Below are 17,609 nucleotides of genomic sequence, written 5' to 3'. Positions count from 1 at the left end.
CCCGCCGGCGCACCCCACCTGTGCGCCGCCCCAAGTTCCCCTGCGTCGCCCCGCGGACCACCCACGCCACCCGGGGACGACCCGCGCCGATCAGGGCTGCACGCATCGGCCGGGGACCACCCACGCCACCCGGGGACGACCCGCGTCAACCAGGGGCTGCACGCGCCGTGCCACGGGACCGGCCGCGCCAAGAAGCGGTCCTGACAGGCCACTTGTGCGCGATCGCTGGTAAGATCGTCACTCCTATGCATGAGGGGACGATCTCCGCGCGGCTGGCCCGGTTCATCACCGCATCGGTCCGCGCTTCGGGGACCCCGATGTGGCGTTTCGAGCGCTTTCCCGACCTCGCGCCCGAGGTGCTGGACGACGACCTGGCGCGGATATCGACGCCGTCGGCGCTCGCGTTGTGGGAACAGTTGACGCTCACCGAGCCCGGCTCGGCGATCGGCGCGCTGATCACCGAGGGCACCCCGCTCGGCACGTTCGGCGTGTGGGACTACCTCATCAGCACCGGTGACGACCTCGCCGGGTCGCTGAAGGTCGCCATCGACCACCTCGCCTGCATCGGTGACGCGGGCGCCGAGAAACTGCGGGTCATCGAGGACGGACGCACCTTCACCGTCCGCCACGCCACCGGCTCGTGGGTACCCGACGTCGTCGAGGCCATCGACCTGTTCGCCCTGGCGATGATCGCCACCCGGGCCAGCGCCGCCACGCAGCGGCCGGTCGTACCGCTGCAGGTCACGCTCACCCACCGGCCGCCCCGGACGTACCGGCGGCTGGCCGCGTTCTTCGGCACCCGCAACATCGTCTTCGACGCCCCGCACAACTCCATCACCTTCGCCGACAACGACGTCCGCGCTCGGCTGCCCAAGGCCACGCCCGGCCTGCAGCAGATCCTGACCGAGCACGCCGTGCTGACCCTGTCCGCCTCCAAGCCCGTACTCCAGTGGCACGACAGGTTCCGGGCCACCCTGTGCGCGGCGCTGCGGGAGGACGCCGCATCGCTGGACAGGGTCGCCCAGCGTCTGGCGATGAGCCCGCGCACCCTGCAGCGCCGCCTGGCGGAGCACGGCACCAGCTGGCGGGAGGAGCTCGAGCAGACACGCCACCATCAGGCCATGGAGCTGCTGCGCCGGACCGACCTGCCCTTGCACTCCATCGCCACCCGGGTCGGCTACAGCGACGCCCGCGCGCTCCGCCGTGCGGTGCGGCGCTGGGAGGGACGCTCCCCGAACCTCGTCCGCCGCGACCCGGTCAGGGTCGGAGGGCCGGCGGAGGCGTAGGCACTGCCCGCCTCGTCACGCGCTGCCGGCCCGCCCGCCTGGCCGTACCGCGACGGCCTCGGACCGGCCTCGACAGGCTCAGGTGCCGGCGACCTCGCGGACCACCTCGACGAAGGCTCGTACCCGCGCGGTCTCGCCCGCGACCGGCCACAGCAAGCCGTACTCGACCGGCGGAGCGTCGTGGAACGGCACGAACGCGATACCGGGCCGGTCGTGGTACTCCGAGGCACGCAGCGAGGCCGGTGACACGCCCTTCCCGCTCGCGACGAGGGCGGGCACTTCCTGCCAGTAGGTGGCGGTCGCACGGTGCTCGACGGGGCGGCCGGCGGGGGTGGTGCGGGGGTAGTGGTGGTCCAGCCAGTACGGCGGGATGTCGCCCGACATGCTCACCAGCGCGGCGTCCGCCAGGTCCTCGACCGAAACCGACTCCCGCCGGGCGAGCGGATGCCGGGCGGGGACGATCAGCGCGCGCGGCTCGGAGAAGATCACCGGCCCGGTGACCAGGTCGGGTTCGCGGACGGGGAACTCGCTGATCTGGACGTTCAGCGCGCCCGTGCGCAGCGGGCCGTGCGGGTCGGAGAGTTGCACCTCCTGGATGTGCACGGCGCAGTCCGGATACCGGCTGCGGAACCTGTCCGCGGCCTGGATGACCAGGTCGCCCACCCACGGGGAGGAGTACCCGACGCGCAGCATGCCCGTGATGCCCCTGCCGCTGGCGATGGCCCGAGCCACCGCCTCCTCGACCTTGCGGTACGCCGGGGCCAGGTCGTCGCGCAGCTGCTTCCCGACATCGGTCAGGGCGACGCGGCGGCTGGTGCGCACGAACAGGGGAATGCCGAGGCGGTGTTCGAGCTTCCTGATGGTCTGGCTGACCCTGCCCTGGGCCAGTCCCAGCCGTTCCGAGGTGCGCCGGAAGTGCAGTTCGTCGGCCAGCGCCAGGAACACTTCGATCTCGTGCCGCTCCACCACTGCCCCCAAGGGTGAACATCCGTCACCGAGCGTATGGTACGCCGGGGCTCGCTCGGCCGGGTCGCCGGATGGCGCGCCGGCGCAGCACCGGCTGATACGGACTGCACCGCACATGTGCACCCCGGCTGGTGCCGGCGTTGAGCCGACCGGATCGAGCAGGCATCGCAATAACGTACAAATAATCTAATACTCCTTCATTCCATTAAAAGTCAGACAATCACCTGGTTGTCGTGGGAGGCTCTCGTCTCGCCGGGAGAAGCGCCCGATCGTGGGCCGGACCTGGCGCAAGGGGAGGTCTTATGCGTGATTCGCTGCTCCGCACGGCCCGCTTGGGCTTGGCGGGTTCCTTGATGGCGCTGGGAATGGTCGGCCTCAGCGCCGCACCGGCCAGTGCGTGGACCGGGGGGAACGTCTGGGTCAACTTCGGCCAGTGGAACTGCCCGTCCGGCGGCTCGGTCGTGGGCGTGTACTGGGCGGTCGACGCCTACTCCAGCGGACCGGCCGGGGGAGACTGGGGTGACAACGTCATCTACCCGCGGGTTCGGGTGGGCTCCGGGTCCTACAACACCCTGAGCTACCAGACCATGTGCAAGAAGTGGGGCTGGTACACCTACCGCGGCGTCGTCGGCCAGCGCAGCCTGACGCCGTACAAGTCGGGGCTGAGCTACACCTACTAGGCCGAATTGACCGGCGGCGGTTCCCAGGGGCGAGGCTCGGCCTGTCCGTCACTCCGAGGACGGAGTATGCCCCCGGAGCCGCCGCCGCGCCGCAGCCGAGGCCACTGACGCGGCGTGCCGGCGCGCTGCCGAGTCCGCCGCTGCCCTGCGCGCTGCTGACGGCTCCGGCTCCTACGCGCGGCGCACGCGCCACCGCCGGCGCCTGATCCCGAGCCCCGCGCCCGGAGCGTCTGCGCCGGAGGGCGACCTCACGCCCGCCCGACGCCGACGCGACCTCTGTGCACCGGCGTACCTCTGTGTCCGCTCGCACCGCGTCCGGTGCGACTCCCGCGGTGAATCCGTGTTGTCAGTGGTGGCTGCAAGGCTGGCCGGTATGAACGGAGATGAGCAACTGCTGCGCGGCCGGGTCTACGGCCGGGACCACGACGACCCCCACCCCGGCCCGCTGCCGCACCACACGTATGCCACGCTCATCGGCGGGCCGCTGGACGGGCTGCTGCTGGACATCACGGGGTGGCGACCGGAGGAAGTCGGCGCCGGCGTGGCCTTGCCCACCGAGCTCGGGCAGTTCCCCGGAGGCCGGTCGGTGTACGAGCCGCGCCCCGGCGAACCGTGTGTACCGGGGCCGGGTGTGAGCTGTCGCTTCCACTACTCCGGCGACATTCGCTGACCTGGGTCCCATGCTCCGGTGGCGATCGCTGACCTGGGTCCCTGCGCAGGGCTCCGCTTCGAGTCCGGAGCAAGCGCCGGTCCAAGCTGCGCAGAACGCGTCGCTACGCAGTTCTTGACCTCAACCTTGGTTGAGGTGCCAGTGTGGAGCCATGACCGATTCACGCAACGCAGTTCTGCTCTTCCGCAACACCATGCGCATCGCTGACGGCCATCTGGAGAGCTTCCGCGACGCCATCGCCCAGGCGGTGGCGTTCGCGGAGCAGTACGGGCCTCAGCTGATGGTGCAGACGTTCGTGGACGAGGAGCGGATGCTCGCGCACAGCTTTCAGCTCTATCAGGACTCCGACGCTGTGCGTGTGCACTGGAAGCTAACGGATCCGTACATCCAGGAGGTGATGAAGCACTGCCGGGTGGAGCGTTTCGAGGTGTTCGGGGAGCCGGACGCCGACGTTGCGGCAGGTCTGCGCTCCGCCCTCGGTGAGCAGCTCGAGCCGACGTTCTCCCCGCGCATCGCCGGCTTCGCCCGCCTTCCCTCGGCGTCCGAGGCCTAGGCCGTGTCCGGAAAGTCATGGGAGCCAGAGTCGGAGGCAGGCGAGGGTGACCATGGCTTGGTAGTGGCTGGCGCGTTTGTCGTAGCGGGTGGCCAGGCCGCGCCACTGCTTGAGTTGTTGATGCACCGCTCGACGGTGTTCCGCTGCTTGTAGGTCTCGCGGTCGAAGGCCGGGGGACGGCCGCCGAGCCGGCCGCGCCGCTTGCGGTTCGCGGCCTGGTCCGCCCGCTGTGGGATCACCGGCCGGATCTTCCGCTGCCTCAGATGGAGGCGGATCGCCCGGGACGGATTCGCCTTGTCGGCCAGGACCGCGTCCGGCGTGACCCTGGCACGGCCGATCCGTCCGGGCACCCGTAACCTCGCCATGAGCTACTCGAATGCGGGTGCGCCACCGGCCTGCCCCGGCGTGATGACGAACGCCAACGAAACGGCCTAGACCCCCTGACGGAATGCCCTGCGATAGCCCTGGGGGCTCGTCCCCACCACCCGCCGGAAGCGCTCCCGGAACGCCGTCGGCGAGCCGAACCCGCACTGCCCGGCGATCCGCTCCACCGATGAGGACGTCGCCTCCAGCAGGTACTGCGCCCGTCGCACCCGCGCCCGGTGGAGCCACTGCAACGGCGTCGTTCCCGTCTGCTCGCGGAAGCGGCGGTTCAGCGTACGGGTGCTCATCCCGGCGCGGTCCGCGATGTCGTCCAGCGTCAGGTTCTGGTCGCAGTTGTCCTCCAGCCAGCTCAGCAGCGGCTCGAAGGCGGCGCCGGACGGCACCGGCGGTCGGTCGTGCACGATGAACTGCGCCTGTCCGCCTTCCCGTTCCAGCGGCATCACGGACATCCGGGCGGCGTGGGCGGCGACCGCCGAGCCGTGGTCCTTGCGGATCATGTGAAGGCACATGTCCAGGGCGGCCGCCGCGCCTGCCGAGGTCAAGAACTGGCCGTTGTCGACGTACAGCACATTCGGGTCCACGGTCACCTTCGGATAGCGCGCCGCCAGGTCCGGCGCCGCGATCCAGTGCGTGGTGGCACGCAGGCCGTCCAGCAGGCCCGTCGCCGCGAACAGGTACGCGCCCACGCAGACGGAGGCGATGCGCGCGCCCTCCGCAGCCGCCCCGCGCAGGGCCTCGGCGACGTGCGGCGGCAGCGGGTCCGGCGGGTCCTCGACGCCGGGCAGGATGATCGTGTCCGCCTCGGCCAGCGCCTCCAGCCCGTAGGGCGCCCGGATCGTGTAGGCGCCCGCGTTCACTTCCTCCTGATCCGAGCAGACCCGTACCCGGTACGCCTCCCGGCCGTCCGGCAGCCGGGTCCAGCCGAAGGCGTCGATCGGTGCGGAGAGGTCGAAGGGGATCACCCGGTCAAGGGCCAGTACGGCGACGGTGTGCATGGCGGCATCGTATGGCGGAGCCGCGGTGGGGCAACGGGATCCCGCCAACCGCCTCCCGCGCCCCCCACCAGCGAGAGTGTTCGGACAGCAGCATGAACGCGGCCTGGCGAGAATCCGCTGGACCCTGGCACTATTGCCACTTCTCGCGCGCCTTCGCGCCCGCCTAGCGTCACCATCGTGAACAAGTTCCTCCTCTCCGTCCACGTCCTCGCCGCGATCGTCGCGATCGGGCCCGTCACCGTTGCCGCCAGCATGTTCCCGCCCGCCATGCGCCGTGCCATGGCGTCGCCCGACGATCCGCAGGCCACGGGGACCGTGGAGCTGCTGCATCGCATCTGCCGGGTGTACGCAACCGTCGGCGTCGTCGTACCGGTCTTCGGGTTCGCCACCGCGAGCAGCATGGGAGTGCTCGGTGACGCCTGGCTGATCGTGTCCATCGGGCTGACCGCCCTCGCCGCTCTGGTCCTGGCCGTCCTTGTCCTGCCCGGGCAGAGCGCGCTGCTCGAAGGGGGCGGCGGCGGATCGCGGGAGGCGACCGTGCGGCTCGCCATGGTCACCGGGGTGTTCAACCTGCTGTGGGCGGTCGTGACGGTACTGATGATCATCCGGCCAGGGTCCACGACCGGCGCCTAGGACTCCCTCATGGGCCCTGGCGCGCGATCCAGGGACGCAGGGCTGCACGCACCGATGACCCGGCGAAGGCGGCGTCGCCGTGGTACGCGACGGCGAAGAGGTGGTCGATCGCGACCGCGGAGGGGGAACGTGACCACGTGACCCGGAGGCCTACGGGCGGATGCTCACCGTGCGGTGGTGGTGGCCGCCACCACCGCCGTGGTGGGCTCGGGGAGCTGCACCGGGACGGGGGCGGCGGCCGCCGTGGGGCGCCTGCCCGCCATGCGGCAGCCGAGGCAGTCCCGGTGGCCGTGCCTCGCCGCCCGGTCGCGTACCTTCCAGGACCATTCCTCCGGCGGACGCACTCCGCTGGGCTTGCCCCAGCCGAGAAGGTGCAGCACCCAGGTCGCGGCAGCCGCAACCGCGAGGATCCCCGCGCCGAGCAGCGCCAGGGGGAGGGACACGGCGATGACGGCCAGTCCCGTGACGGCGAGACCGGTGAGACCGATCGCCGTGCCGGTCCAGCCGGCCACGGTGTGGCCCAGATCGACGTCTCCGTGTGCGCTCATGGCATGCCTTTCACGTGGCTGGAGATAGGCTCCCCAGGTCAGGAGAGAAATTTATCTCGCGAGCTAAGTTACTTAGAGACTAAGGGAATATTGGGTGGACGGCAAGGCACGGCCCCCCGCCACGGCGGAGCAGGCCCACGCCCAGATGGATCACCTCATCGCGCTGGGCATCGTCGCCCAGCACGACGTGGCGCAGAGGCTCGGGCTGAACGTCACCGACCTCACCTGCCTCGGCTTCATCCTGGAGGCGCAGGGGGCGCAGGAGACCATCAGCGCCGGTGAGCTCGCCCAGCGTGCGAAGCTGACGACCGGGGCGATCACCGGTGTCATCAACCGGCTGGAACGGGCGGGGTACGCCCGTCGAGAGAGCGACCCCGTCGACCGCAGACGCGTACGCGTGGTCGCCGACGTATCCGCTGCGGCCCGCGTGTACGAGGTCTACGAGGGCAACCATCGCCGGATCGCCGAGCTGTTCGCCGACTACTCCGCCCAGGAGATCGCGGTGCTCTCCGACTGGCTCACTCGCGCGACCGACATCATGCGCGCGTCCCTGGAGGAGGTCCGCAGCCGCGGAACGACCTGACCGACCGGACGGCCGGGGCGCGCCGGACCCCTGCCCATGCGTACACCGCGCCGGGCCCGCCCATGCGCACACCGCGCCGGGCCCGCCGCTCCAGGTGTCGGCCGACCCGCCCGGAACAGTGCGGCGTGCGTACGTGAGGGGTGAGTACGGATGCTCATGCGACGCGCTGCGGGCGCCGCCTAGCCTTGCGGAATGCCTACGAACACAGGGAAGCCGCCCGCTGTCGGAAGGGGCAAGGGCACGGGCAGGGGCGGCGGGTGCTGCTGCCTGGTACTCGCTGTCCTGCCCCTCGCGTGGTTCGTCGCCGCCCCCCTCCTGCCGGAGTCGGTGTTCTGGTTCCCCTTCTGGGTGGGGGCTGTCATCTGGAACGGCACCGATGGCCAGGGCGGCATCAGCCATCTGTTCGGCTGAAGGTGCAGCGGCGGCCGCCGTCCGCCGCACCGGTCCCGGACGGCTGGCGGCCCAGTGAAAACCGCTCCCGCAACGCCCCGAGGGACGTGAGGATCGACATCCTGCGGCGGGGCGAGCGGAGGGGAAGCAGCATGGTCGGTCGGGTGGAGTTGCGGCAGGTGGATGAGGGGAATCTCGAAGAACTCCTCGCGGTGGCCGTGGACGACGCGGCTCCTGAGGAGGTCATGCCTCCCGTGGCAGGCCCGCCGGGCTGGACGCCTGAACGGCAGGAAGCCTTCAGGACCTGGCACCGCGCTCGCCGTCCTGGACTCGACGGCCCCCTCCGAGAGGCCACCTTTGCGATCACTGCGAGGGGAGAATCGTGGGTTCAGCCCGTCTGGCAGTCCGTGACGGTCGTGCAGTCCTCGAAACCGGCATGTGGCTCGCCCGTTCCCGACGCGGCTGCGGCATAGGTACCGCCGCACTCCGCATGCTCCTCGGCGAAGCTGCCGCAGCCGGTGCGCGAGCCGTCGTCGCGGACACCACGAGCGACAACGCGGCGGCGCTCGCAGCGTTGCGCCACCACGGGGCGGCGCTCGTCGAAAGCCGGCACACCGCAGATGTTCATGCCGAGTTGAGGACGACGCGGCCTCCTGCATGAGCGGTCTCGCGGCACGCAAGGCACCGTTTCCATGCCGGCGTCCGGGGCAGGCGAAGTTGTAGAGCGTCGACGAAGGGACCGACATGAGCGCCGGGGAGAAGGCCAAGGCCACGACCGAGCAGGTTGTCGGGAAGGCCGTGAGGAAGCTGGCCCACGCGATGGGCAAGGACACAACCGCCGCCAAGGGCGCCGCACTGGAGGCACGGGGCAAGGCCCGAGCGGGCAAGGAGGGCGTGAAGGACGACTTCCGCCGCTGATCGCGCCCCCAGGCGGTGACGCAACAAGGGCCCGGTGCACGCAGCACCGGGCCCTTGTTGCGTGGCCGACGCAGTCACGGCAGGGGGCGGATCAGGGGCCAAAGACCGGAGGGACGGCTCGCTGCCCGCTCCGCGCTCGCTCCGCGACGTCGGCGTCGCTGCCGGAGCACTCGTCGCCTCGACTGCTGTTCAGCACCGCGGCTCGGGTGGTGGGGCCACTGTGGCCCGCCCGTCCGCCGCCGTGGTGTCGGCGCTGCCGGGGCCGGGCGAGGAGGATCAGTAGGCGGAGTCGACGTTGTCGATGGAGCCGTACTTGTCGGCCGCGTAGTTGGCGGCCGCGGTGATGTTGGCGACCGGGTCGGTCAGGTCATGGGGGGTGCCGGCGACGTGGTAGGCGTCGAAGGTCGGCTGGATGACCTGGAGCAGGCCCTTCGACGGCGTGCCGTTCTGCGCGTTCACGTCCCAGTTGTTCTGCGCGTTCGGATTGCCCGAGGACTCGCGCATGATGTTGCGGTGCAGACCCTCGTAGGTGCCCGGGATGTTGTGGGACTTCATGATGTCCAGGGCTTCCTTGATCCAGCCGTCGAGGTTGTCGGCGTACTGCTTCTTCGCCTTCTTCGCCGCCGGGGCGTCCGCCGCCGACACCTGGGCCGCCGGGAGATTCGCCGGCACCGTTGCGGCCTGGGCGGCCGACGGGGACAGCATCAGCGCCGTTGCTGCCGCACCGGCGGTGGCTATGCCGGTGACGGAGAGCTTGCGGAATCGGGCGATGCGGCTGGTGGTGCGGTGCGTGGGCGCGGTCATACGTGCGTGATCTCCATCTGGGACGACTTGGGGAAGGCCGACCGGTTGCGGCGCGGCTGATGCGGAGAAGCTCTCCGCGTGGCGGCGCCGGGCGGTCGGGTGAAACCGACTGCACTCCGGTCCGGACCGGGGCTCCCCGGAACGACAGCCATGGTTAAGGGCGCTTCGGGGGCAGCGCAAGGATGTGACGTACTACCCGACCGCATAGCAAGGTCCGGTGTGAGCGGGCGGAATGCCACCAGGACGCGGGTCCGCGGGACCCCGGTGTACTACCGCCCTTAGGACGTGACGCAGCCCCTATGCGCGGCATCACAACGGCGGCGCGTCCCAGTGGGCCCGTATTGCTCAGTGTGAAAGCGGTTCGCGCTGCGTCACCGGGAGTGGTGCTGCCCGGATGCGGTGTTCAGGGTGCGGGCGCCGGCCTGCGGGGCCCGCGCTGGTTCCGCCGCAAGCCGCTGGGAGCCCTGCAAGCGCGTACGGGGACGCGCTCCCTCCTTGCGCCGCCGCGTGCTGCCCGGCTGCGCCGTGCCGACGGAGCCGTGTCATAGCGTGGTGACAAACTTGGCGCTCATGGATAGTGCGGGCCGCGATTCCGGCAACCGAAGAGCGATCGATGAGATCATCCGCACCGAGTTGGGCACGGATGCTGCGGAACGGTTCCTGCCCCTGGTCAGGCCATCAGTGGGGTTCTCCGCCCGAACCGACTCCTTCGAGTCGGACAGCTTGATCGGGGGCCTGCCGCGAACCGACGAGTCGTTCGAATGGCCCCACTACCGAGGGCAGCCGATGGTGCTGCTGGCTCAGGTGGACTGCCGCCGAGCGGCGCATCTGCTGGGCAAGGACTGGACGCTTCCCGGGAGCGGCCACCTGCTCTTCTTCCATGACGATGACTTCGCCGCGGAGTTCAGCTTCGACCTCGGCGACGACGGCTGCCGTGTCCTGCACGTAGCGGCCGGATCCGGCGGGCCGCGAGAGGGCGATGGTCCCGCTCTGCCTGCCCTGCCGCTGGAGGCGTGCGCGCTGCCGTCGGTACCCACCCTGGCGGACACGGAGGCCGATCGGGCCGTTGGTGGTGACGTCATGGCTCTGATCAACTTGGCCGAGGCGCTGTCCACCCTTCTGCCCGCCCCGCGCCACCGTCTGCTGGGCTGGTGTGACAGCTGGGACACCCCTCGGCCGACGGGACATCGGCCACTGCTCCAGTTGGAGGCGGAAGCCGGCACCGCGTGGGGCGAGGTCGTCAATGTGTCCTTCTGGATCCGTGACGAGGATCTGCGGGCCGGGGACCTCCGCAACGTCCGCCGATCCTACGAAGTCGCGTGAGGGCGTCTCGACAGGTGTGCCCAGCCCTCAAGTCGAGCTGTGCTCCGTGTGGCAATTCGGTTGCGATGGGCTCGGCCACTTGAGTGAAGATGCCTGCATGAGCCGAGAGACAGACGAGGTACGCGAAGCGATCGCAGGCGAGCTGCGCCTCATGGACCCCGAGGTGCGCGCATCACGCTCGCTTGCCCGGCAACTCCTGGACCCGGACTTCGTAGAGGTCGGCGCTTCGGGGAGGCGGTGGACGTATGACGAGATGCTCGCCGCGATGCCCGAGATGGACGGTGCGACAGAAAGCGGTCCGCGCTACGAGCCCTCTGAGTTCACCGGTGTCCTGCTGGCCCCCGGGCTGGTACACCTCACCTACGAGACCACGCTGGATGGCAACCGGGCACGGCGCAGTTCGCTCTGGCGCAAGCAGGGCACGGACGCAACCTGGCAGATGTACTACCACCAGGCCACGCCCGTTCCGCCCGACAGCATGTAACTGCGAGCAGGTCGTGCCGGAGCCGAACGCACGCCGTTCAGCCCCGCTCGGGGGACGGGCCCGGTGGGCGGGGGAATGCGGACAATGAGTGACAACTACCTGACGGTGATTCCGACTGGAACGGGGTCCGTCTCTTGACCGGCTTGATGTGGCCGTAGAGCTTGTCCTTGGTCAGGTCCAGGGCGGCGAACAGGTGCCGCACTCCGCCGTAGTGGTTGTAGGTCACCCGCCGCCGCCGACGGGGCTCGCGGTTGGGGTCCTTGTGCCTGCCATCGCGTTCGGCCCACTGCCGGCCCGGGTGCGGTATCAGGCTGAGCGGTCCGAGCTCGTCCATGCAGAAGACAACGTCGGGTTCGCCGTCCTCGGGTACGACCTCTCCGTCGGCGATCGCGGAGAGGTGCTCGATGCGGGCCTTCTTGGCCGCGTCGTCCGGATCGCGTGAGGTCTTCCAGGTCTTCAGGCGTTGAAAGGAGACGCCTTCCTTGCGGAGCAGGATGCGCAGGCCCTCGTGGCTGATGTCGTCGACCACCCCCTCGGTGACCAGGAAGTCCGCCAGCTTGGTCAGACTCCAGGTCGAGAACGGCAGGTCGTGCTCGGGGGGCTTGGACATGGCGATCTTGATCTCGCGTCGCTCGGGCAGCGTGAACGTCTTCGGCCGGCCTCCGGAGTACTTCGGATACAGCGAGTCGAATGCCGCTGCTGTTGCAGTCGTGGATCACATCCCTGACCCGGTCGTCGCCGGTGAACGACACCTTGGAGATCCTCGCCACCGGCATACCCCGCGCGGACAGCAGAACCATCTGGGCCCGCCGCCAGGTCACCACCGACCCGGTACCCCTGCGGGTGATCCGCAGCAACCGCCGCCCCTCGTCATCACCGATCTCACGGACCTGCACTCGTATCGCCACCCCGGACGGGGTGACCGACACGTGCCGCCCGGGCACAGCCGCCGGGCGGCGCGTCACATCGCAGCGGGGCAGACGTTGTCCGGTGCAGCGTCAGAGCGAGCTGTCGTCGGGTGTGCTGCACTGGCCGACTTGGCCGGTGGGCGTGTACGGGCGTCCGTCCAGGGTGGTGTCCGAGTGGCAGAGGACGGTGCCGGTGTTGCAGTCGATGACGAAGGTGCGCAGGAATTGCACGGCGCATCCGTTGAGTTGTGCGGTGATGGAGAACTGGTCGGCGGTCCACGACTTGCTGGCGATGTGGAAGGTCTCCAGGTACAGGGCCACGTAGAGGTTGCCGCTGGCGAGGTCTGCCGCTGTGATGGGGGCGGAGACGGACAGTGTCTCGACGTGGCCGACGGGGGCGAACCGCGTCGCTTGGTCTTCGGCGATCTGTGTGGTGCCGCGATACAGCATCAGTGAACCGTCTTGCCATTGGCCCGCACCCGGCCCATGCAGCCTGACGCGTGTGGAGACGATGAGTGTTCCGGCGGCTCCTTCGCAGCCGGATGGCGGGGTGGCGGTGATGCGGCCGACGGCGGTTCGGTAGACCTGGGTGCCGTCGCCGGCGGAGGCGTTCGGGTCGGCCGGGTAGGTGAGGGCACCGCCGGACCACAGGGCGGCATGCGAACCCGCCAGGTCCGGGAAGGCCCGCCCGAGGCCAATCGTGGTGACAGAGTCGTCCACGACCGTGAGCGTGACCGGGGTCGCGGTGGTGGTGTCGCACAGCAGCAGCGTCGAGGAGCTGCGGCACGGCGGCGGGCACGGCGGCGGGCACGGGTCGGCGCACGGCGTTCGGCCGCCGTACGGTGCGCAGGGAACAGGGGGGTTACACATGTACGCCTCCCGGCGTCTCTGGCGGCAAGGTGACCCGGCCGCTCTCCTGGTTCGGCACTAGCTCGACGTGCTGTTGGGTGTGCTGCACTGGCCGACTTGGCCGGTGGGCGTGTACGGGCGTCCGTCCAGGGTGGTGTCCGAGTGGCAGAGGACGGTGCCGGTGTTGCAGTCGATGACGAAGGTGCGCAGGAATTGCACGGTGCATCCGTTGAGTTGTGCGGTGATGGAGAACTGGTCGGCGGTCCACGACTTGCTGGTGACGTGGAAGGTTTCCAGGTACAGAGCCACGTAGAGGTTGCCGCTGGCGAGGTCTGCCGCTGTGATGGGGGCGGAGACGGTCAGTGTCTCGACGTGGCCGACGGGGGCGTTCGGCGTCACGTTGTCGAAGCCTGTCAGTGTGGTGTTGCGATACAGCCGCAGTGAGCCGACTTGGGCCTGGCCCGCTCCTGGTCCGTTCAGGGTGACGCGCGCGGAGGCGGTGAGTGTTCCGGCGGCTCCTTCGCAGCTGGATGGCGGGGTGGCGGTGATGCGGCCGACGGCGGTTCGATAGACCTGGGTGCCGTCGCCGGCGGAGCCGTTCGGGTCGGCCGGGTAGGTGAGGGCACCGCCGGACCACAGGGCGGCATGCGAACCCGGCAGGTCCGGGAACCTCGCCTCCAGACCGAGAGTGGCGACGGTGTCGTCCACGACCGTGAGCGTGACCGGGGTCGCGGTGGTGGTGTCGCACAGCAGCAGCGTCGAGGAGCTGCGGCACGGCGGCGGGCACGAAGAGGCGCACGGCGATCGGCCGCCGTACGGTGCGCAGGGAACAGGGGCGTTACACATGTAAGCCTCCGGGTTTGTGTGGCGGCGGGGATGACCCGGCCGTCTTTCGGTGTGGCTGTGGGCGCACTTCAGTTCCGCTGCGACTGCCCGAGACGTGCTTGTGCCAGGACCCTGCCGCAGCAACCGTGACGGTCCAGCGCCCCGGCTCGCCCGGGATGACCGTTTGCTTTCCTCGCCGGTGGCTCGACCACTGGGGCGCAAACCGCCCCGCCGGGGGATTACCCAATTGGCATAATCAATAGTGAAAATGGCCCCCGGTGGGGTGATAATTGTGATTTGCACATAAGCTGCGGTGCATCGGCGCGCCGTCCCGTCGGCCCTTGTTCATTTCGGTGTGTTCGCAGGCCAGGGGCGTGGGGGCTTGGGGGCTTGGGTTGTGCGGCTCATATTGCGAGGAGTGGGATAAGTAGACCTGTGGCTGAGGGGAAACGAGCATGCCGCCGAAGGTGCCCACGCGAGATCGTGAACAGGGCGAACGTTGCCTGATGCGGCACTAGGCCGTGTCTCTTCGATCCGCTTGTCGGCTGAGGTGTGCCTGCCCGGCTGGTGATCACTCATCCGATGTGGGACCGGATCGAGCCGTTGATACCGGCCGATCCGGTCTATGGCCGACGGCCGGCCGACCACCGTCTCTGCCGACGTGGGATCCGCGCAGTCATCCCGCACCCTCCCACCAGGTCCGCCACCGCCTGCTGGCAGGCCGCAGCGGAGGCCGCCCGCCTTCGACGCCGACACGTACAAGCAGCGCCACGCGGTCGAGCGGTGCCTCAACCGGCTCAGGCAGTGGCGCGGACTGGCCATGCGGACGGACAAGCTCGCCGTCGCCTATCAGGCCGCCTCTACCTTGCCGCTCGACTCATTTGTCGTCTTCATGGACCGGTGGGAAGGGAAATCCCGCCGCACCGCCCGCGTTCGTGACCGCGATCCAGCAGTCGACGAGCTGACGTCTCAGATCGGAGGAGACCTCATGCATCCCGGTGGTCCGCGTGAGAACGGGCGTGATTCTCTGCTTCATGCGCAGGAGCATCCCAGGTGATGACGACATCACAGCGACCGAGCCCCCGGAACCACCGACAGCTCGCACTTCCGAAAAACAGGCTGGAGCCCGGATAAGGCCGGTGCAGCGGTTTCTCCGTCATGCTGACTTCACCGCGATACCGGGCCGGGTTCCAACTCCCGCTTCCACGCTCCCTGATCGACGAGGGGATCGAGCATCCGCACCCCCGGAGCAGACGGGGTGCCGGCCGGGGCCGGGGTGCGGCCGCAGAACTCCGCTTCGATGACGTTGACGTACAGCGCTTCGTCCTGCAGCCAGTCACCGTTGGCGTTGAACGTCAACTGGTGCTTCCCGTCGGTCGTGCCGACCATCGCGGACAGGGAGCCGTTCGTACGGCCGCTCTTGCCCACCACCTTCACTCCGCAGGACAACACCGCGTACTCGACCCCGAGTCCGAACCCGAACCCGCCGTTCGCCGGTACTTCTTCGAGGAGCTGCCGCATCTGCCGGGAGGGCAGCAGCTCGCCGCGCATCAGGGCGCGGTGGAAGCGGTTGAGGTCACCGGTGGTGGAGATGACATCGCCGGCGGCGCCCAGCCAGGTCATGTTCTGTTCGGTGGCATCGTGGATCGCCGCGTCGGGGGCATCCTGGTGGAGCCTGGAGTAGCCGACGGGGTGCGGCTTCGGCATCTGCGGTGCTGCGCCGGGGAACGAGGTGCCGCGCAGGCCGAGCGGCCATATGATGCGGCGCGTGGCCTCCTCGCTGTACGAACGGCCCGTAGCCTCCTCGATGATCATCCCGGCGAGGATGAAGTTGGTGTTCGAGTAGCGCGGCGCCTTCACGGGGTCCGGCTGCGGCGGGTACCTGAGGGCGATCGCGACCAGTTCCTCGGGCGTGTGGGTGTCGTACCGGTGCTCCGGAAAGCCGGGGCCGGAGGCGTCGTGCCGGAAAGCCTCGTCGGCGGCGTAGTCGGCGAGCCCGCTGGTGTGGTTGAGGAGCTGACGCACCGTGATCCCGGTGCCGTCGTGGCCATTGCCCCGTACCAGGCCGGGCAGCCATGTCTCGACGGTGTCGTCCAGGCTCAGCGTCCCTTCCGCCTCGAGCTGGAGCAGGACGGTGGCGATGAACGTCTTGGTGATACTGGCCGCGCGGAAGTGGTCACCGGCCGAACGCTTGCGGCCGGTCGAGGTGTCGGCGAAACCGGCCGTGCCGAACCACCTCTCCTTGCCGCGGTGGGTTTGGGCGGCCACTCCGGGCAGTCCGCCCCGCTCGACCAGATCGCGCAGTGCCGTCCGGGTCGCCTCGTGCCCACGTCCTGCCGGCGCCGCGTACGCGGACGGGGCGAGCGCGGACGCTCCCAGGGCTGCGGCGAGAGCCAGTGCGAGTAAGGCGGTACGGGTTGCCGACGGCTGCTTCATCGGTGAGGCCTCCAGATCACTGCCGGTAGAGGTGTGTCCCTCCGTGCTGGGAGGGACGCCGGACCACGTCCGCCGGTTGATCGCACCGCTCCACCGCCCGGACGAGGACGCGGCGGCCTGTCCCCGCGGCCTCGTCCCGGGCGGATACGCCTGCCGGTTGCTGACGGGTCACGCCTCCCGCCGCGCGACCAGCCGGTAGGCGTTGGTCAGTCCCCACCGTCCGGCGAGGGGCGCCGCCACCGCCCGGTCCAGCAGGGTGGCCGCCAGCAGCAGCGGTACGCCGGCCAGCAGGGTGGCGCCGCGTGCCGCCCGGCGCACCGGCCCCGGCGCCTCCGGCAGCCAGGGCAGGTCCTCGCGGGGCGCCAGCGCGTCCAGGGCCAGCCACACCGCCGCCACCAGGTCCACCGCGTCGTGCGCCCGTGCGTGTTCCTCCGCCAGTACCGTGAAGCCGGTCTCGCCCAGCCGCCGGCGCAGGTTGGCCACCGGCGCCAGGTGCAGGTGCTGCGGCTGGAGCCACGGCAGCCACCAGCGTCCCAGCAGCCGCGCGAAGCGGCTCTCCGGGTCCGGTACGTCGATCACCACCAGCCCTCCCGGCCGCAGCACGGCGTGCGCTGCCTCCAGCTCGTCCTGCGGGTCGGGCGCGTGCTCCAGGTAGTGGAACATGCTCACCACGTCGTACGACCCCGGCCTTTTCGCCGCCAGTTCCGGGAACGTCCCGCGATGCCCGTTGCGCACCCGCCCGGCCCGCTGGGCGAGCTCCGCGCCGTCGGAGCGGTCGAGACCGTCGAAAACCACCTCCGGCAGGACCTCACCGGCGCTCGCGCAGAAGTGCCCGTGTCCCGTCCCCACGTCCAGCCACTCGGACCGGCCGGTCAGGTGCGGGCGCACCGACTCGGCCCGCGCGCGGTACGACGCGGTGCCGCCCGCGAACAGCCCTTCGAGGCGCTCCTCGCCCAGACCGTCGTAGAAGTCCCGGTAATAGAATGCGAGTCCGCGTTCGCTGAGCCGGGGATTCTGGAAGATGTGCCCGCAGTCGTGGCAGCGGTCCAGGCAGAACTCGCCCGGCTTGTGCTGCAGGAGGTCGGTGGTGCGCAGCCGGCCGCCGAGCCGGGCCGAGCCGCACCAGGGGCACCGGTGCTGCCGGGCCTCGAAGAAGACCCCGGTGCCGTCAGCGAGTTCCCGCCGGTAGGCGGCGCGCAGCACGGCCACCCGGGCGGCGCGCTCCCGGCGCCTTGTACGGCCGGTGGCGGGGGAGGCGGCGGTGCCGGGCGTGCCACGCGGTTCGTCCCCCTGCTGTTCGGCGCCCCGGACGTCCCTCGTGCTTCCGGGGGCACTGCGGTCGCCGGGGTCGGCGAAAGGACCGGAGTCGGCGGA

Annotated in this window: 19 protein-coding genes and 3 pseudogenes; 12 read left to right on the top strand and 10 right to left on the bottom strand. The window is 70.1% G+C overall.

Annotated features, from left to right (window positions below):
• The first annotated feature begins 245 nt into the window (after positions 1-245).
• The gene (locus tag ACIA79_RS26610) at positions 246-1,286 is read left to right on the top strand and encodes a helix-turn-helix domain-containing protein (RefSeq protein ID WP_399430850.1); all 1,041 of its coding nucleotides are present in this window, start codon (positions 246-248) and stop codon (positions 1,284-1,286) included.
• 78 nt (positions 1,287-1,364) lie between these two features.
• Here the strand turns inward: ACIA79_RS26610 and ACIA79_RS26605 are convergent, their stop codons facing one another.
• Positions 1,365-2,255 (bottom strand): LysR family transcriptional regulator, encoded by an 891-nt coding sequence (locus tag ACIA79_RS26605; protein ID WP_399430869.1) that lies wholly within the window; start codon positions 2,253-2,255, stop codon positions 1,365-1,367.
• A 350-nt stretch (positions 2,256-2,605) separates the two neighbouring features.
• Between ACIA79_RS26605 and ACIA79_RS26600 the strand changes: the two genes are divergently transcribed.
• From ACIA79_RS26600 to ACIA79_RS26590, 3 genes are all read left to right on the top strand, one after another.
• Entirely contained in the window at positions 2,606-2,932 is a 327-nt protein-coding gene (locus tag ACIA79_RS26600; RefSeq protein ID WP_399430849.1) for a hypothetical protein, read from the top strand.
• A 373-nt stretch (positions 2,933-3,305) separates the two neighbouring features.
• Complete coding sequence (locus ACIA79_RS26595) at positions 3,306-3,602, top strand: hypothetical protein (protein WP_399430848.1); 297 nt, start codon at positions 3,306-3,308, stop codon at positions 3,600-3,602.
• A 151-nt stretch (positions 3,603-3,753) separates the two neighbouring features.
• Positions 3,754-4,155, top strand: a complete 402-nt coding sequence (locus tag ACIA79_RS26590; RefSeq protein ID WP_399430847.1) for a hypothetical protein — start codon at positions 3,754-3,756, stop codon at positions 4,153-4,155.
• 15 nt (positions 4,156-4,170) lie between these two features.
• Here the strand turns inward: ACIA79_RS26590 and ACIA79_RS26585 are convergent.
• A pseudogene (locus ACIA79_RS26585) lies at positions 4,171-4,577 on the bottom strand (transposase); the annotation flags it as partial.
• A 9-nt stretch (positions 4,578-4,586) separates the two neighbouring features.
• Positions 4,587-5,534, bottom strand: coding sequence for a GlxA family transcriptional regulator (locus ACIA79_RS26580; protein WP_399430846.1), 948 nt, complete (start codon positions 5,532-5,534; stop codon positions 4,587-4,589).
• A 177-nt stretch (positions 5,535-5,711) separates the two neighbouring features.
• Between ACIA79_RS26580 and ACIA79_RS26575 the strand changes: the two genes are divergently transcribed.
• Complete coding sequence (locus ACIA79_RS26575) at positions 5,712-6,167, top strand: hypothetical protein (RefSeq protein WP_399430845.1); 456 nt, start codon at positions 5,712-5,714, stop codon at positions 6,165-6,167.
• A 164-nt stretch (positions 6,168-6,331) separates the two neighbouring features.
• Here the strand turns inward: ACIA79_RS26575 and ACIA79_RS26570 are convergent, their stop codons facing one another.
• Positions 6,332-6,715 (bottom strand): HGxxPAAW family protein, encoded by a 384-nt coding sequence (locus ACIA79_RS26570; protein WP_399430844.1) that lies wholly within the window; start codon positions 6,713-6,715, stop codon positions 6,332-6,334.
• 94 nt (positions 6,716-6,809) lie between these two features.
• Between ACIA79_RS26570 and ACIA79_RS26565 the strand changes: the two genes are divergently transcribed.
• The 4 genes from ACIA79_RS26565 (at position 6,810) to ACIA79_RS26550 (ending at position 8,606) form a co-directional block, all read left to right on the top strand.
• Positions 6,810-7,298, top strand: coding sequence for a MarR family transcriptional regulator (locus ACIA79_RS26565; RefSeq protein ID WP_399430843.1), 489 nt, complete (start codon positions 6,810-6,812; stop codon positions 7,296-7,298).
• Between the two features lie 192 nt (positions 7,299-7,490).
• Positions 7,491-7,709 (top strand): hypothetical protein, encoded by a 219-nt coding sequence (locus ACIA79_RS26560; RefSeq protein ID WP_399430842.1) that lies wholly within the window; start codon positions 7,491-7,493, stop codon positions 7,707-7,709.
• Between the two features lie 361 nt (positions 7,710-8,070).
• On the top strand, positions 8,071-8,349 hold the full coding sequence (locus ACIA79_RS26555) for a GNAT family N-acetyltransferase (RefSeq protein ID WP_399430841.1): 279 nt from the start codon (positions 8,071-8,073) through the stop codon (positions 8,347-8,349).
• 83 nt (positions 8,350-8,432) lie between these two features.
• On the top strand, positions 8,433-8,606 hold the full coding sequence (locus ACIA79_RS26550) for a hypothetical protein (RefSeq protein ID WP_399430840.1): 174 nt from the start codon (positions 8,433-8,435) through the stop codon (positions 8,604-8,606).
• Between the two features lie 276 nt (positions 8,607-8,882).
• Here ACIA79_RS26550 and ACIA79_RS26545 read toward each other — a convergent pair whose 3' ends face one another.
• Positions 8,883-9,410 (bottom strand): transglycosylase SLT domain-containing protein, encoded by a 528-nt coding sequence (locus ACIA79_RS26545; protein WP_399430839.1) that lies wholly within the window; start codon positions 9,408-9,410, stop codon positions 8,883-8,885.
• A 570-nt stretch (positions 9,411-9,980) separates the two neighbouring features.
• Here ACIA79_RS26545 and ACIA79_RS26540 point away from each other — a divergent pair.
• Positions 9,981-10,733 carry a DUF1963 domain-containing protein gene (locus ACIA79_RS26540; protein WP_399430868.1) on the top strand — a complete coding sequence of 251 codons (753 nt, stop codon included), beginning with the start codon at positions 9,981-9,983 and terminating at the stop codon, positions 10,731-10,733.
• A gap of 97 nt (positions 10,734-10,830) precedes the next feature.
• Entirely contained in the window at positions 10,831-11,217 is a 387-nt protein-coding gene (locus ACIA79_RS26535) for a DUF4440 domain-containing protein (RefSeq protein ID WP_399430837.1), read from the top strand.
• A gap of 118 nt (positions 11,218-11,335) precedes the next feature.
• Here ACIA79_RS26535 and ACIA79_RS26530 read toward each other — a convergent pair.
• The 3 genes and pseudogenes from ACIA79_RS26530 to ACIA79_RS26520 all read right to left on the bottom strand — a co-directional run.
• Positions 11,336-12,125: pseudogene (locus tag ACIA79_RS26530) on the bottom strand (helix-turn-helix domain-containing protein); the annotation flags it as partial.
• Positions 12,126-12,215: 90 nt separating this feature from the next.
• Entirely contained in the window at positions 12,216-12,845 is a 630-nt protein-coding gene (locus ACIA79_RS26525; protein WP_399430836.1) for a hypothetical protein, read from the bottom strand.
• 207 nt (positions 12,846-13,052) lie between these two features.
• A complete protein-coding gene (locus ACIA79_RS26520; RefSeq protein ID WP_399430835.1) occupies positions 13,053-13,682 on the bottom strand; it encodes a hypothetical protein in 630 nt (209 codons plus the stop codon).
• Between the two features lie 768 nt (positions 13,683-14,450).
• Between ACIA79_RS26520 and ACIA79_RS26515 the strand changes: the two are divergent.
• Positions 14,451-14,658, top strand: a pseudogene (locus ACIA79_RS26515) (IS5/IS1182 family transposase); the annotation flags it as partial.
• Positions 14,659-14,966: 308 nt separating this feature from the next.
• Here the strand turns inward: ACIA79_RS26515 and ACIA79_RS26510 are convergent.
• The gene (locus tag ACIA79_RS26510) at positions 14,967-16,235 is read right to left on the bottom strand and encodes a serine hydrolase domain-containing protein (protein WP_399430834.1); all 1,269 of its coding nucleotides are present in this window, start codon (positions 16,233-16,235) and stop codon (positions 14,967-14,969) included.
• Between the two features lie 168 nt (positions 16,236-16,403).
• The gene (locus tag ACIA79_RS26505; protein ID WP_399430867.1) at positions 16,404-17,444 is read right to left on the bottom strand and encodes a class I SAM-dependent methyltransferase; all 1,041 of its coding nucleotides are present in this window, start codon (positions 17,442-17,444) and stop codon (positions 16,404-16,406) included.
• Positions 17,445-17,609: the final 165 nt, after the last annotated feature.

It is taken from the genome of Streptomyces sp. NPDC051310, from assembly GCF_044455245.1.
GTDB lineage: Bacteria > Actinomycetota > Actinomycetes > Streptomycetales > Streptomycetaceae > Streptomyces.
This window is presented reverse-complemented; position numbering and strand designations above follow the sequence as displayed.

Excerpts from the sequence above, each read along its gene's own strand:
- ACIA79_RS26610 (WP_399430850.1), top strand. The coding sequence starts at position 246 with ATGCATGAGGGGACGATCTCCGCGCGGCTGGCCCGGTTCATCACCGCA.
- ACIA79_RS26600 (WP_399430849.1), top strand. The coding sequence starts at position 2,606 with ATGGCGCTGGGAATGGTCGGCCTCAGCGCCGCACCGGCCAGTGCGTGG.
- ACIA79_RS26595 (WP_399430848.1), top strand. The coding sequence starts at position 3,306 with ATGAACGGAGATGAGCAACTGCTGCGCGGCCGGGTCTACGGCCGGGAC.
- ACIA79_RS26590 (WP_399430847.1), top strand. The coding sequence starts at position 3,754 with ATGACCGATTCACGCAACGCAGTTCTGCTCTTCCGCAACACCATGCGC.
- ACIA79_RS26580 (WP_399430846.1), bottom strand. The coding sequence starts at position 5,534 with ATGCACACCGTCGCCGTACTGGCCCTTGACCGGGTGATCCCCTTCGAC.
- ACIA79_RS26570 (WP_399430844.1), bottom strand. The coding sequence starts at position 6,715 with ATGAGCGCACACGGAGACGTCGATCTGGGCCACACCGTGGCCGGCTGG.
- ACIA79_RS26560 (WP_399430842.1), top strand. The coding sequence starts at position 7,491 with ATGCCTACGAACACAGGGAAGCCGCCCGCTGTCGGAAGGGGCAAGGGC.
- ACIA79_RS26550 (WP_399430840.1), top strand. The coding sequence starts at position 8,433 with ATGAGCGCCGGGGAGAAGGCCAAGGCCACGACCGAGCAGGTTGTCGGG.
- ACIA79_RS26545 (WP_399430839.1), bottom strand. The coding sequence starts at position 9,410 with ATGACCGCGCCCACGCACCGCACCACCAGCCGCATCGCCCGATTCCGC.
- ACIA79_RS26540 (WP_399430868.1), top strand. The coding sequence starts at position 9,981 with ATGGATAGTGCGGGCCGCGATTCCGGCAACCGAAGAGCGATCGATGAG.
- ACIA79_RS26535 (WP_399430837.1), top strand. The coding sequence starts at position 10,831 with ATGAGCCGAGAGACAGACGAGGTACGCGAAGCGATCGCAGGCGAGCTG.
- ACIA79_RS26510 (WP_399430834.1), bottom strand. The coding sequence starts at position 16,235 with ATGAAGCAGCCGTCGGCAACCCGTACCGCCTTACTCGCACTGGCTCTC.